This is a genomic window from Nocardia amamiensis NBRC 102102, from assembly GCF_001612745.1.
GTDB classification, from domain to species: domain Bacteria; phylum Actinomycetota; class Actinomycetes; order Mycobacteriales; family Mycobacteriaceae; genus Nocardia; species Nocardia amamiensis.
Genome location: NZ_BDBA01000130.1, coordinates 1 through 12,550, shown reverse-complemented (window position 1 = coordinate 12,550; position 12,550 = coordinate 1). Strand labels below are relative to the sequence as shown.

Below are 12,550 nucleotides of genomic sequence, written 5' to 3'. Positions count from 1 at the left end.
GGTCCCCCGGGTGTTCAACTGCCCGAAGGCAGCAGCGGTGCGACTGTCTGGGCGATGTCGGTTGCGTTGTCACACGGCGACAGCTTGCGAGGGTGTTTTCCGCTCGGATCGTCGACGAGGATGTAGAGTGAGCCGCCTTGCATCTCGACGTTGACGGTGCAGCCACCCGGAACATCGGGACGAGCCTCGTAGCGCAATGCTTTTCGACTGCCCACGGAGATATCCACCGCCGAGGGGAACTTCTCCCTCACCTGATCGAGCGTCCCATTGGTTGATTGGATGGTGAGGCCGTATCCGGCCCGGGCGACATACCGGCACCCCTTCCAGCTGATGCCGCCCGTGCTGTTCTGCTTCGCCGCGGGCGGCAGCGCATCCCACTGATGTTCGGTCAAGAACGGCGGTGTCAAGGTGGTGCAGGGATCGAACGAATTCTGCGGACCTGCCTGGACGGTGGAATTCGCGCTGGTGGTAGCGGCACCCGGTGGTGGTGTGGATGTGGTCGTCTGGGCCGACTCGGGGTCTTGTCCACAACCGGCGAGCAGTACTGCCGATATCACTGCCGCGCAACCGGCCTGCGACCAACGTCTTCTGTGCTCGATGACGGTCATACGCTGAGTTCCCGCATCTTGGCCGCGAACTCGGCGTCGGTGCGTTCGTAGGTGTCGCTGATGGACTTGAACAGTGCGCGGATTTCCTCGGCGGCCGTGATGTAGTCGCTCAGGGTGTCGTAGGCATTGTTCGGGCCTCCGAAGGCTTTCTCCCGGAAGAGCTGGACCAGTTCAAACGCCGACGTCAGGCGCGGATTGCCCTCGCCCAATCCCCAGTTGCCCTTCTCGCCGAGTTCGCGCGCGTCAGCACGTGCGCCGGTGAGCTGGTTGATCAACTCCTGGCACGCTCGGTCGATCTCGACGAACCCTTGCGGATCCATTCGCACCTGCAACGCCCCGGTTTTCGCAGCCTCGATGTAACCGGGAAACGGACTGTCCGCCATCGCCGCCCCTTCCGTCAGTGCTGTCTGACCCTATAGACGCGTCCCATCCCGCTCCGGTTCCATCGAAACACAACAGACTGCTCGGGTCGACGCCCCGCGGCACTCTGTGTCGGCGATGCGGCCCTCGCGAACTGCGGTTCTGTGTCGCGCAACCCCGCGAGCGGGTGGAGTCGGATCGATGTCAAGCCGGGTGACGATTTGTCAGCTCGCGTCCCGCGCGCCGACGAGAGCGGGGTAGTCCCGCAGGTCGATGTCGTTGGCGGCATTGTCGCCGTATTTCGCCATCAGGCGGAACAAGTGAGATCCGAGGAACCAGTTGCGCATTCTGATGCCGAGCGCGGTCTTCGGAGCCAGGAAGGGACCGACGTTGCTGTTGCCCGCGATCTTCGCGTACCGCTGCATGATCTCGTCATAGCGGGCGAAGGCCACCGTGTGGTCGCCGTCGGCCAGCGCCAATTCGCCCGCGATGACGTACGCGCCGACCACGGCGAGCCCGGTGCCGAAGCCGCCGAGGGTGTTTCCGTACGCGGAGTCGCCGACCAGCGCGACGCGTCCTTCGGTGTAGCGGCCCGCCATGCGGACCTGGCTGACCGAGTCCAGGTAGACGTCGTCGAAGCCGGCCAGCTCCGCGAGCATCCGCGGCACTTCCCAACCCACGTCGGCGTAGGTCTCGGCGAGGATGCGCCGCTGGGCCGCGCTGTCGTCGCGGGCGTAGTCGAGTTCGGCGGTCGCGAACATGTACAGCTGCTGCGCCTTCGGGCCGCCGGTGATGGCGAGCCGCCCGGGAGCGTTGTGCGCGTAGGCGGTCGCTCGTTCCCGCGGCCCGGTCGTATCCGTGCTCCACGGGCTCGCGCCCGCCACGCCGTAGTAGTAGCCCAGGTGCTTCACGAAGTCCCGCTCCGGGCCGAAAGCCAGCGCTCGGACCCGGGAGTGAAGGCCGTCGGCCCCGAAGACGAGATCGACGGTGCGCGCGGGCGCGTGCTCGAACTCGACCTGCACACCGTCCCCGGTCTCGCCGAGCGCGGTGATCGAATCACCGAACAGGTATTCGCAGTGGTCGGCGGTACGCCGGTAGATGATCTCCGACAGGTCGCCACGCAGGATCTCCACATCGCCGCCGGTGAAATCGCCCGACATCAGGGCGAGCCGGGTGCCGCGTTCGTCGACGAACACGGTGTCGGTGGTGCCGGTCCTGCGTTCCTCGACGTCATCCAGAATGCCCATCCGCTCCAGGACGGTGCGGTGGGTGCGGCCTTTGAAGTCGACGGCCTGTCCGCCGGGGCGCAAGGCGGGAGCGCGCTCTACGACGGTGACCGCGAATCCGTAGCGATGCAGCCAGTAGGCCAGCGCAGGCCCGGCGATGCCTGCGCCGGAGACGAGGACGGTGGTGTTGCGCATGGGAGACCCGCCTGAATCTGTGTCTGATAGAAACTGTATCCGATGGACGCAAATTAGCGTATGGTAGACACAGTTCAACGTCAAGGCTTTTCCGGAAGGATTCGGTCATGCCGGCACCGACCGCCCTCGAACTGCTCTGGGGCACGCAGCAGCGCCCCAAGCGCGGCCCGAAACCCGCGCTGTCGCTGGAGCGGATCGTCGCGGAGGCCATCGCGCTCGCCGACGCCGAGGGCTTGGCCAACCTGTCGATGCAGCGGCTGGCCGAGCGGCTCGGCTTCACCAAGATGTCGCTGTACCGCTACGTGCCCGGCAAGGCCGAGCTCGTCGCGCTGATGCTGGACGCCGCGCTCGGCGCGCCCCCGGAGATCACAGTCGAGCCGACGTCGGAGGAGCCGTGGCGCGACCGACTCGGCTCCTGGTGCGCGACGCTGTACCAGCGTTTCCGCGAACACCCCTGGTCGCTGGAGGTGTCGGTGGGGGTGCGGCCGATCGGCCCGAACGAGCTGGCCTGGATGGAATCCGCGCTCGGCGCGCTCGCCGGGACCGGACTCACCAACGCCGAACGACTGGACACTATCGTCCTGCTGACCGGCCACGCGCGCAGTCTGGTGCAGCAGGTGCGCGCGATGGACGCCGAGGCACTCGAGAAACAGATCGCGGGGCAGTTCGCCGACCTGGTCGCCGCCGCAGCCGAGCGCTACCCGGAGTCGGCCGCCGCGTTCGCCGAGGAGGGCGCGGCCGCGGGTGGGGAAGGCGCATTGCAGTTCGGCATCGGGCGCATCCTCGACGGACTTGCCGTGCTCATCGCGCGCCGTCGCTGACCGTGCGGCTTAGGCTCGGACCATGACCGACGAACCCGACCTGAAACAGGACTCGATCACCACCGTGCGGGAATTCTTCGCCGCACTGGAGCTCGGGGCGTCCGAGGAGGCGATCGACCTGCTGCACCCGGACATCGTCTGGAAGAACACCTCGCTGCCCGACGTGAAAGGCGTCCGCCGGGTCGGTGGCATGCTGCGCAGCCTGCGTCGCGACTGGCTCGGATTCGGCGTCGACCTGCACCACATCGCCGCCGACGGCGACATCGTGCTCACCGACCGCACCGACTACCTGCGCTTCGGGCCGGTGCGCATCGGATTCTGGGTGGCAGGCACGTTCGAACTGCGCGACGGCCGAATCATCCTGTGGCACGACCACTTCAGCTGGGAGAACTTCCTGCGCGGCACGGCCGCTGGCATCGGGCGCGCGATACTGGCGCGGGGCACCGGCCGCTGCTGACCCGGGCTCAGGAGTGCTTGGCCAGGTACTCCAAATAGACCGGCCGCAACACCTCGGCGACCGCGCTGTCGCCTCCGTGGATGTAGTCGTCGATCATGGGCAGCACATACTTGATGTCCGCCTCGCTCTCGCCGACATTGCCCGCGGCGGCCTCCGCGGCCGGGATCGAGGTGAGCAGGCGCCAGAGGAACTTCACATCACCGCGCCGCACGGCCAGCTTCATCGCTCGGTCGTGCAACTCCTTCGACGAGAGCTTCTCCAAATCCTCGTTACCGGACATACCAGCGACTCTATCCGTCCGATCGGCCGACAGCGACCGCGTGGCGTATCCCGCCGTGGTGCCGGGGCCGTGCTGCGATGACTGCCATGACACTCCAACCGCCGCCCGGCTTCCGGGTGAAGCGCGTCTACGAGACACCGGACCCGGACGATGGCACCCGCGTCCTGGTGGACCGCCTCTGGCCGCGAGGGATCAGCAAGGCGCAAGCGCGGGTCGATCGCTGGCCCAAGGAGCTCGCCCCGTCCACCGAACTGCGGCGCTGGTTCCACGCCGACCGGGATGCCAGGGCCACCGAGTTCGCCCGCCGCTACCGGGCCGAAGCCGCCTCGACGCAGGCTCAGCAAGATTTGCGGGAATTGCGCGCCTTGGCCGCCGAAGGTCCGGTCACCTTGCTCACCGCCGTACAGGATCCGGCGCACAGCCATGTCTCGGTACTGCTCGACCTGCTGCGTTGAGCCTTCGCGACGCTGCGGTTTACGACAAATTCACGGACATGCCTATCGGTCCCTGAGCGCGGAAGCGGGGTTCGCAGGTAGCGTCGGGTGTGCGGGCCGCGGCGGTGTGGCTCGTACGGGAGGTCCTGACCGTGACTGAGCTACTCAGTACGAGGGGGCCGGCACCCGGCCCTCGTGGCACCTGACGGCAACGTCGGGTCCATCAGGACGGACCGGTCCAGCGCGATCGTTCGTGCGAGTGCCGCACGAACACAGAGGAGCCCACCGTGACTGCTGCACGCTCCCTTTCCGCTCCCTCGGCGAACTCCCGCTCCGCGAAAGGCGGAGCCGCCGCGAAGGGGGCCCGCCCCTCGCAATCAGCCGGCAAAACCTTCGTCATCGACACATCCGTCCTGCTGTCGGATCCCTGGGCCTTCACCAGGTTCGGCGAACACGACGTGGTCTTACCTCTGGTGGTCATCAGTGAACTCGAAGCCAAACGGCATCATCACGAGCTGGGCTGGTTCGCGCGGGAAGCGCTGCGCAACCTGGACGATCTGCGCCTGCAGTACGGCAGGCTGGACCAGCAGGTGCCGATCGGCACCGAGGGCGGAACGTTGCAGGTGGAACTGAACCACACCGATCCCGCGGTCCTTCCGGTCGGATTCCGCACCGACACCAACGACTCCAGGATCCTTGCCTGCGCGCTGAACCTCGCGGCCGAGGGCCGCGAAGTGGTGCTGGTGTCCAAGGACATTCCGCTGCGGGTCAAGGCCAGCGCGGTGGGCTTGCACGCCGACGAATACCACGCCCAGGACGTGGTCACCTCCGGCTGGAGCGGCATGGTGGAGCTGGACGTCAGCTCGTCACGGATCGACCAGCTCTACGGCGAGTCGGTGATCGATCTCGACGAAGCGCGGGAACTGCCCTGCCACACCGGCATCCGGTTGCTCGGGTCCAGCTCCAGCGCGCTCGGCCGGGTGACTCCGGACAAGCGGGTGCAATTGGTGCGGGAGCGTGAGGCGTTCGGACTACACGGTCGCTCGGCGGAGCAGCGCATCGCACTCGACCTGCTGCTGGACGAGAGTGTCGGCATCGTCTCGCTCGGTGGCCGGGCCGGCACCGGCAAGTCCGCGCTCGCGTTGACCGCGGGTCTGGAAGCGGTGCTGGAGCGGCGCACCCAGCGCAAGGTGGTGGTGTTCCGTCCGCTGTACGCGGTCGGCGGCCAGGAGCTGGGTTACCTGCCCGGCAGCGAGAGCGAGAAGATGGGCCCGTGGGCGCAGGCGGTCTTCGACACCCTCGACGGGCTGGCCAGCCGCGAGGTGATGGAGGAGGTGCTCAGCCGCGACATGCTGGAGGTGTTGCCGCTGACCCACATTCGCGGGCGATCGCTGCACGATTCCTTCGTGATCGTGGACGAAGCCCAGTCCCTGGAGCGGAATGTCCTGCTCACGGTGCTCAGCAGGCTCGGAACCGGATCGCGGGTGGTGCTCACGCACGATGTGGCCCAACGGGACAATCTCCGGGTCGGCAGGCACGACGGAGTCGCCGCGGTGATCGAGAAGCTGAAAGGTCACCCGCTTTTCGCGCACATCACCCTGACCCGCAGTGAGCGGTCGCCGATCGCGGCGCTGGTCACCGAGATGCTGGAGGAATACGGCCCGAACGCCTGAGGTGAGGCACGCCGTCGAGCAGCGTGTTTCACCCCCACCCGACGGGTATTATCCGCCGCGATAGCTGTTCGGTATGACCCGGTGATCGCTTGTCGATCACCGGGTCATTTCCGGCAATCGGCCGAGGCTACCCGCGGCGTCACCGAGCCCGTGGTGTGCCGGTACTTGCGAGAGGATGGACATGCACCACTTCGCTCGACGAACGGCTGGATTCACCGCAGTGCTCGCCGCGGCAGGGCTGGTCGTGGCCGGCTGCGGGAACGATGAGGACGCGGATACCGCCGCGACCACGACCACCTGGATGACCACCATCGCGTCGCCGACAACCACCACCGCCATGAACACCACAACGCCGGACAACGCAGACCGCACCCCCACGGGTACCCCGGGCGCAGCCGCGGAGGAGACCAGGATTATGACCCCCGCCGGGGAGATCATCGTCTCCGGCGACATCTACGACAAGTACATCCAGAGCGGCGGCCCGACCGGACCGCTCGGCCTTCCCCTGCAAGCCCAGGAGGACGGTCCCGACGACGGCGAAATCCAGGACTTCGCCGGCGGCACGATCGCCGAGGCCAGGGACGGCGAGCCCTATGTCGTCTGGGGCGAGATCCGCAAGGCATGGGAGGAGAACGGCGGCGCGCACGGCAGGCTCGGCTATCCGATCAGCGACGAGAAGGACATCCCCGGCGGTAAGCAGAGCGATTTCACCGGCGGCACCATCACCTGGGTGGACGGTACTATCACCGTCACGCCGAAGTCGTAACCCGGTTCTCGGCGTCCGGGGCCGCCGGGCGGTCCCGGTTTGCCAGTCGTCCCATCCATCCACCCCGCTTCGCGGGCCAAGCCGCTAGGTTGTCTCGGTGCAAACTCTCCTGACCGATCGCGAACTGCTCGAATCGCTCGCGGTGGACGTAGAACTGATTCTGCGCAAGCACATCGATGCCGCCGACGGGTGGCAGCCGCACGACTTCGTGCCGTGGGACAACGGGCGCAACTTCGCATTCCTCGGCGGCACCGATTGGGTGCCGGAGGAGTCCGAGCTCAGCGAAACCGCCAAACTGGCCTTGACCGTCTCCGTGCTGATCGCCGACAACCTGCCCTCGTATCACCGTGAGGTGGGCAAGTACCTGCGCACCGGCGCGTGGTGGCGCTGGGTCGGCCGCTGGACGGCCGAGGAGAACCGGCACGAGATCATGATCCGCAACTACCTCATGGTCACCAGGGCGGTCGACCCGGTGGGCCTGGAGCGGCTGCGCATGGAGCACATGACCAAGGGCTTCCGCCGTCCGGCGCTGCACCTGCTCGACGTGCTTGCCGCCTGCGCGTTCGAGGAGGCGGCCAGCGCGGTCCGGCACCGCAACATCGCAGCCCTGCAGGAAAACCCGCAGGTCACCGCCATCGCCGAGCGGATCGCGCTGGACGACGAACTGCAGTCTGTCGTCTTCGCCGACCTGATCGCCGCGGCTCTCGACCTGGTGCCGGACCAGGCCATCCGCGCCATCGCGGACCGGATCGCCGATTTCCAGGTCCCCTCTGTGGCTCTTCCCGACGGCCGAAGCAGCGACGACGTGCTCGCCGAGGCGGGCGTCTACGACCCCGCCAAAGAGGGCGAGCTGGTGTTCGCTCCGCTGCTGAAGCGGTGGAACGTCTTCACCCGCACTGATTTTGGTACGGACGGCCAGCTGGCCCGCGACGAGCTCGCCCACCTGCGCGACTGACCGAAACGTTTCTCGCGGACGATCAACGCCACCTCGACAGGCCGAGGTGGCGTTGCTTTCGGTGCAGCTTATTCTTCGTCTTTCAGCTTCGCCATGGCGAGCACGTCGAGGCGGCAGTCGAGTTCCTCCTCGGTCAGCTTCTCGTCGAGCAGTCCGCGGTCGATCACGGTTTGGCGAATCGTCTTCTTCTCCCGTAGCGCTTCCTTGGCGACCGCGGCCGCTTCCTCGTATCCGATGGCGGAGTTCAGCGGGGTGACGATGGAAGGGGAGGACTCGGCGAGGGTGCGCAGGTGCTCGACGTTGGCGACCAGGCCGCGCACGCATTTGTCGGCGAACAGCCGGGAGACGTTGGCCAGCAGACGAATCGACTCCAGCAGGTTGCGCGCCATCACGGGGATGTACACGTTCAGCTCGAAAGCGCCGCCAGCGCCGGCGAAGGCGACCGCCGCGTCGTTGCCGATCACCTGCGCGGCGACCTGGGTAACCGCCTCGGGCAGAACGGGATTCACCTTGCCCGGCATGATCGAGCTGCCCGGCTGCAGATCGGGCAGCTGGAGCTCGGCCAATCCGGTCAGCGGGCCCGAGCCCATCCAGCGGATGTCGTTGGCGATCTTGGTCAGGCTCACCGCGATCGTGCGCAGCGCGCCGGAGGCCTCGACCAGACCGTCACGCGCGGCCTGCGCCTCGAAGTGGTCCTCGGCCTCGCGCAACGCGTCGATGTCGGTTGCGCGTACCAGTTCCGCGACGACCTTCGCGCCGAAGCCCTCCGGCGCGTTGAGCCCGGTGCCGACCGCCGTTCCGCCGATCGGCAGCTCGCCCAGGCGCGGCAGCGTCGCCATGATGCGGTCGATGCTTGCCGCCACCTGGCGGGTGTAACCGCCGAACTCCTGGCCCAGCGTCACCGGGACGGCGTCCATCAGGTGCGTTCGGCCGGACTTCACCACGGTGCGCCACTCGGTGGACTTGTCCAGCAGCGCCAGGCGTAGATGCTCCAGCGCGGGCACGAGATCCGTGATGACCGCCTCCGTGGCGGCGAGATGCGTTGCGGTGGGGAAGGTGTCGTTGGACGACTGGGACATGTTCACGTCGTCGTTCGGGTGTACCGTGACGCCCTTCGCCTTGGCCAGCGACGCGATCACCTCGTTGGCGTTCATGTTCGAGCTGGTGCCGGACCCGGTTTGGAACACGTCGATCGGGAACTGCTCGTCGTGCTTGCCGTCGGCGATCTCGCCCGCCGCCGCGATAATGGCGTCGGCCTTCACCGGATCGAGCAGACCCAGGTCGCGGTTCACCGTGGCACACGCAGCCTTCAGCAGGCCGAGCGCGCGAATCTGCGCGCGCTCCAAACCGCGTTCGCTGATCGGGAAGTTCTCCACGGCCCGCTGCGTCTGCGCCCGCCACAAAGCGTCCACCGGAACCCGAACCTCACCCATGGTGTCGTGCTCGAGCCGGTATCGAGTTTCCTCCGTCATATTTCCGACCTTATGCCGCACCCGGGCCCGATGGGGCTGCCACGCCTGAGGTCATTCGCACACCGGCCGCATGCCGCGGCCGGGAATAGGCCGGCTCGTGTCGGAGTGGCCGTCGCGTCTGCGACGAAGTCGCTAGCGGCGGTCGCTCCGACACGAGCCATAAGTGGGCCGCGAACACGCAGCACCTGCGGCGCTGCAAATCGGACACAGCGCCGCCAAAATTACGGCAGCGGCGGGACCGCGTGCTCGTCGCCGATGAAGTCGACCGACGAGTACTCGTGCAGCTTGGTCAGGCGGTGGTAGGCGTCGATCATGCGGACGGTGCCGGATTTCGAGCGCATGACGATCGAGTGGGTCGACGCGCCGCCGCCGAAGTAGCGCACACCGCGCAGCAGGTCGCCGTCGGTGATGCCGGTGGCGCAGAAGAAGATGTTGTCGCCGGAGACCAGGTCTTCGGTGCTGAGCACGCGGCCGAGATCGTGGCCGGCGTCGATCGCCTTCTGCTTTTCCTCGTCGTCCTTGGGGGCGAGCATGCCCTGCAGCGCGCCACCCATACAGCGCATCGCGGCGGCGGCGATGATGCCCTCGGGCGTGCCGCCGATGCCGACCAGGATGTCGGTGCCGGAGTCCGGGCGAGCGGCGGCGATCGCGCCTGCGACGTCGCCGTCGGAGATCAGGCGGATGCGGGCGCCCGCGTCACGCACCTGCTGGATCAGCTCGGCGTGCCGGGGACGGTCCAGGATGCAGACGGTCAGGTCGGACTTCGAGGACCTCTTCGCCTTGGCGACCCGGCGGATGTTCTCGCCGATCGGGGCCGAGATATCGATCACGTCGGCGGCGTCGGGGCCGACGGCGATCTTGTGCATGTAGAACACCGCCGACGGGTCGAACATCGCACCGCGTTCGGAGACCGCGAGCACGGAGATCGCGCCGGGCACGCCCTTGGACATCAGCGTGGTGCCGTCGATCGGGTCCACCGCGAAGTCCACTTCCGGGCCGGTGCCGTCGCCGACGGCTTCGCCGTTGTACAGCATCGGCGCCTCGTCCTTCTCGCCCTCGCCGATGACGACGATGCCGCGCATGGACACCGAGCTGACCAGCTGCCGCATGGCGTCGACGGCGGCGCCGTCGCCCCCCTCCTTGTCACCGCGTCCGACCCACCGGCCCGCGGCCATCGCCCCGGCCTCGGTCACGCGGACCAGCTCGAGTGCGAGGTTACGGTCGGGCGCCTCGCGGCGGCTGGGGTTGGGGGAAGTTGCCGTCATTGCGGGGTGCCTCCTGTGCGTCGGTACGTACCGGTCAATTGTCTCATTCGGTGCCCAGCGATGGAGCGAGCGGTCGCGCATCGACGCCCAGCGATGGAGCGAGCGGTCGCGCATCGACGCCCAGCGATGGAGCGAGCGGTCGCGCATCGACGCCGCAGGGCCGTACACCCCTGGTCCGGGTGATCCGCAGGTGATCGGGGTGCGCGGGCGGCCGGCGCCGCGCGAGTGGATACTGGGAGCGTGTCGTACCAAAAGCCACGCATCATGAACGACTACCGGGATCTGTTCTGGTCGCTGATCCCGCTGGTGTTGATCGCCGTGGTGTTCGCGGGTCTGGCCAGCCAGTGCAGTTTCGCCGCGAACGGTCCGACGCAGGGGAAGATCCCGCATTTCGACGCGCAGGCCGCGCTCACCGCCGACGCCCGATCTCTGCCGTTCCCGATCCGCAACCCGGCTGTGCCCGCGGACTGGACGCCGAACTCCGGCAGCCGCGAATCCATCGGCGGCACCGGCGGCGGACCGGTCAGCACCGTCGGCTACATCACGCCGCAGAGCACCTACATGCGGTTCTCCCAGAGCAACGCGACCGAGGAGGCGCTGGCCCGGTTCGTGCTCGGATCCCGGTACGCCAGCGGCACCGAGCAGATCGGTGCGCAGAAGTGGATCGTCTACGCCGAGCAGGGCTCGGAGACCGCGTGGATCGCCGATCTCGGCCAGTCCCGCGTGCTGATCACCGGCGCGGGCAACCAGGCCGCCTTCACCACCCTGGCCCAGGCGATCACCGCCGCCCAGCCCCTGAAGCCCTGATTCAGCTGCCAGTGGACGCGGAGCGAGATGTCCGAGCACGGATGCTTGCCGAAGGACGCATGCGACCGGCGAATAAGAGTCGATCGGATCTGCTCGCAGACGTGCGCCGTCGACTGAACAGCGAATCCGTCGACGCCGAGGGCCGAGCGAGTGCAGCGTTGCAGGCGCTTCGCGACGACGAGCGCTACTGATGCTCTACCCGCACACCGGAGCGCCGGTTCTCAGCGGTGGGTCACGACGTTGACGATGGTCCCGCTGGGATCGCGGACGAAGAAGCGGCGTACGCCCCACGGCTCGTCGCGCAGGGAGTAGACGATGTCGGCGCCGGCGGCGGTCATCGCCTCGTGTACGGCGTCGACATCGTCGACCTCCACGCTCATGTCCGGCTGGAGCTGTTCGGCGTCCGGGCCGACGAGCAGGACTTGGGCGGTCGGGTTGGACGGGGACGCCATCGTGACGACCCAACCCAGGTCCATCGCCTCATGGAAGCCGAGCAGCCGGTAGAACTCGCGGCCGGCGGCCAGGTCGGTGGTACGGATGTCCGGGGTGGCGCGGCGGATGGTCATTCGCGCTGTTCCAGATCGGAGCGGTGCAGCGCGTCCTCCACGCGTTTGCGCGCACCCGCCAAGTGCTCTTCGCAGCGGTTGGCCAGTGCCTCGCCGCGCTCCCACAGGGCGAGGGATTCGTCCAGGTCGAGGCCGCCCTGCTCGAGCATCTTCACCACGTTGACCAGTTCGTCGCGGGCGCGTTCGTAGCCGAAGCCGGCGATCTCGGCCAGTTCGTCGGCGGGGTCGGCGCCCGTCGCCTCCTTATCCGCTGACTTGCCGGTCTCGGCCAAGGTCAGTTCCTCCCTGTGTCGGTGTGCTGCCTGCCGAGCGCCTCGGCGCCGAGCGCGGCGGCCGTGACGGCGCCGTCGGCGACTCGGATGCGCAACTGGCTGCCCGGGGGAGCGTCCTCGATCGAGCGCACCACCACCCGCTCCCGGCCGGTGACGCGCTGTACGACAGCGTAGCCACGGGCCAGCGTCGCGGCCGGGCCCACCGCCGTGAGTTTCTCACGCAGATGCCTGGTCGCGGTGGATTCGGTGCGGATACTGTGCTCGGCGCAGCGGCGCGCCGACGTGCGCAGACGCTCGATCTCTTCCCGACGGCGGTCGATCTCGCGCAGCGGGTCGGCGAGCACCGGCCGAGACCGCAGCTGGGCGAGCGCGCTGGTCTCGCGGTCGACCCAG

16 protein-coding genes are annotated in these 12,550 nt (G+C 67.9%); 7 read left to right on the top strand and 9 right to left on the bottom strand.

Features of this window, described 5'->3' with window-relative positions; translation table 11 throughout:
- Nucleotides 1-14 precede the first annotated feature (14 nt).
- From NA4_RS23495 to NA4_RS23485, 3 genes are all read right to left on the bottom strand, one after another.
- Nucleotides 15-608, bottom strand: coding sequence for a DUF3558 domain-containing protein (locus NA4_RS23495; protein WP_084497378.1), 594 nt, complete (start codon nt 606-608; stop codon nt 15-17).
- On the bottom strand, nt 605-991 hold the full coding sequence (locus NA4_RS23490; protein WP_067473928.1) for a hypothetical protein: 387 nt from the start codon (nt 989-991) through the stop codon (nt 605-607). The genes NA4_RS23495 and NA4_RS23490 overlap by 4 nt, the downstream gene beginning before the upstream one ends.
- A gap of 201 nt (nt 992-1,192) precedes the next feature.
- Nucleotides 1,193-2,389 (bottom strand): FAD-dependent monooxygenase, encoded by a 1,197-nt coding sequence (locus tag NA4_RS23485; protein WP_067473925.1) that lies wholly within the window; start codon nt 2,387-2,389, stop codon nt 1,193-1,195.
- 107 nt (nt 2,390-2,496) lie between these two features.
- Between NA4_RS23485 and NA4_RS23480 the strand changes: the two genes are divergently transcribed.
- Both NA4_RS23480 and NA4_RS23475 read left to right on the top strand, forming a co-directional pair.
- Nucleotides 2,497-3,210 (top strand): TetR/AcrR family transcriptional regulator, encoded by a 714-nt coding sequence (locus NA4_RS23480; RefSeq protein ID WP_067473923.1) that lies wholly within the window; start codon nt 2,497-2,499, stop codon nt 3,208-3,210.
- A gap of 22 nt (nt 3,211-3,232) precedes the next feature.
- A complete protein-coding gene (locus NA4_RS23475; RefSeq protein WP_067473920.1) occupies nt 3,233-3,667 on the top strand; it encodes a limonene-1,2-epoxide hydrolase family protein in 435 nt (144 codons plus the stop codon).
- Nucleotides 3,668-3,674: 7 nt separating this feature from the next.
- On the opposite strand, the gene NA4_RS23470 is transcribed toward NA4_RS23475, so the two are convergent.
- Nucleotides 3,675-3,947, bottom strand: a complete 273-nt coding sequence (locus NA4_RS23470) for a hypothetical protein (protein ID WP_067473918.1) — start codon at nt 3,945-3,947, stop codon at nt 3,675-3,677.
- 86 nt (nt 3,948-4,033) lie between these two features.
- On the opposite strand from NA4_RS23470, the gene NA4_RS23465 reads away from it, so the two are divergent.
- The 4 genes from NA4_RS23465 to NA4_RS23450 all read left to right on the top strand — a co-directional run bounded on the left by NA4_RS23465 (nt 4,034) and on the right by NA4_RS23450 (nt 7,775).
- Entirely contained in the window at nt 4,034-4,402 is a 369-nt protein-coding gene (locus NA4_RS23465; RefSeq protein WP_067473916.1) for a DUF488 domain-containing protein, read from the top strand.
- Nucleotides 4,403-4,668: 266 nt separating this feature from the next.
- Complete coding sequence (gene phoH2 / locus NA4_RS23460; RefSeq protein WP_067473914.1) at nt 4,669-6,054, top strand: RNA 5'-3' helicase PhoH2; 1,386 nt, start codon at nt 4,669-4,671, stop codon at nt 6,052-6,054.
- A 181-nt stretch (nt 6,055-6,235) separates the two neighbouring features.
- The gene (locus NA4_RS23455) at nt 6,236-6,820 is read left to right on the top strand and encodes an LGFP repeat-containing protein (RefSeq protein ID WP_067473994.1); all 585 of its coding nucleotides are present in this window, start codon (nt 6,236-6,238) and stop codon (nt 6,818-6,820) included.
- Between the two features lie 97 nt (nt 6,821-6,917).
- A complete protein-coding gene (locus tag NA4_RS23450) occupies nt 6,918-7,775 on the top strand; it encodes an acyl-ACP desaturase (RefSeq protein ID WP_067473911.1) in 858 nt (285 codons plus the stop codon).
- A 68-nt stretch (nt 7,776-7,843) separates the two neighbouring features.
- On the opposite strand, the gene NA4_RS23445 is transcribed toward NA4_RS23450, so the two are convergent.
- Complete coding sequence (locus tag NA4_RS23445) at nt 7,844-9,247, bottom strand: class II fumarate hydratase (protein WP_067473910.1); 1,404 nt, start codon at nt 9,245-9,247, stop codon at nt 7,844-7,846.
- Between the two features lie 221 nt (nt 9,248-9,468).
- Nucleotides 9,469-10,512, bottom strand: coding sequence for a class II fructose-bisphosphatase (gene glpX, locus NA4_RS23440; RefSeq protein ID WP_067473907.1), 1,044 nt, complete (start codon nt 10,510-10,512; stop codon nt 9,469-9,471).
- A 240-nt stretch (nt 10,513-10,752) separates the two neighbouring features.
- Between glpX and NA4_RS23435 the strand changes: the two genes are divergently transcribed.
- Entirely contained in the window at nt 10,753-11,319 is a 567-nt protein-coding gene (locus NA4_RS23435; protein ID WP_067473905.1) for a DUF4245 domain-containing protein, read from the top strand.
- A 221-nt stretch (nt 11,320-11,540) separates the two neighbouring features.
- On the opposite strand, the gene NA4_RS23430 is transcribed toward NA4_RS23435, so the two are convergent.
- The 3 genes from NA4_RS23430 to NA4_RS23420 form a co-directional block, all read right to left on the bottom strand.
- Nucleotides 11,541-11,885 (bottom strand): VOC family protein, encoded by a 345-nt coding sequence (locus NA4_RS23430; RefSeq protein ID WP_067473902.1) that lies wholly within the window; start codon nt 11,883-11,885, stop codon nt 11,541-11,543.
- Nucleotides 11,882-12,097: an exodeoxyribonuclease VII small subunit gene (locus NA4_RS23425; protein ID WP_067473990.1), complete on the bottom strand. Its 216-nt coding sequence runs from the start codon at nt 12,095-12,097 to the stop codon at nt 11,882-11,884. The genes NA4_RS23430 and NA4_RS23425 overlap by 4 nt, the downstream gene beginning before the upstream one ends.
- Before the next feature lie 62 nt (nt 12,098-12,159).
- Nucleotides 12,160-12,550: exodeoxyribonuclease VII large subunit (locus NA4_RS23420; RefSeq protein WP_281180060.1), on the bottom strand; the 391-nt coding region annotated here is incomplete at its 5' end.

Coding starts and splice junctions, on each gene's coding strand:
- NA4_RS23495 (WP_084497378.1), bottom strand. CDS start 608: ATGACCGTCATCGAGCACAGAAGACGTTGGTCGCAGGCCGGTTGCGCG.
- NA4_RS23490 (WP_067473928.1), bottom strand. CDS start 991: ATGGCGGACAGTCCGTTTCCCGGTTACATCGAGGCTGCGAAAACCGGG.
- NA4_RS23485 (WP_067473925.1), bottom strand. CDS start 2,389: ATGCGCAACACCACCGTCCTCGTCTCCGGCGCAGGCATCGCCGGGCCT.
- NA4_RS23480 (WP_067473923.1), top strand. CDS start 2,497: ATGCCGGCACCGACCGCCCTCGAACTGCTCTGGGGCACGCAGCAGCGC.
- NA4_RS23475 (WP_067473920.1), top strand. CDS start 3,233: ATGACCGACGAACCCGACCTGAAACAGGACTCGATCACCACCGTGCGG.
- NA4_RS23470 (WP_067473918.1), bottom strand. CDS start 3,947: ATGTCCGGTAACGAGGATTTGGAGAAGCTCTCGTCGAAGGAGTTGCAC.
- NA4_RS23465 (WP_067473916.1), top strand. CDS start 4,034: ATGACACTCCAACCGCCGCCCGGCTTCCGGGTGAAGCGCGTCTACGAG.
- NA4_RS23455 (WP_067473994.1), top strand. CDS start 6,236: ATGCACCACTTCGCTCGACGAACGGCTGGATTCACCGCAGTGCTCGCC.
- NA4_RS23445 (WP_067473910.1), bottom strand. CDS start 9,247: ATGACGGAGGAAACTCGATACCGGCTCGAGCACGACACCATGGGTGAG.
- glpX (WP_067473907.1), bottom strand. CDS start 10,512: ATGACGGCAACTTCCCCCAACCCCAGCCGCCGCGAGGCGCCCGACCGT.
- NA4_RS23430 (WP_067473902.1), bottom strand. CDS start 11,885: ATGACCATCCGCCGCGCCACCCCGGACATCCGTACCACCGACCTGGCC.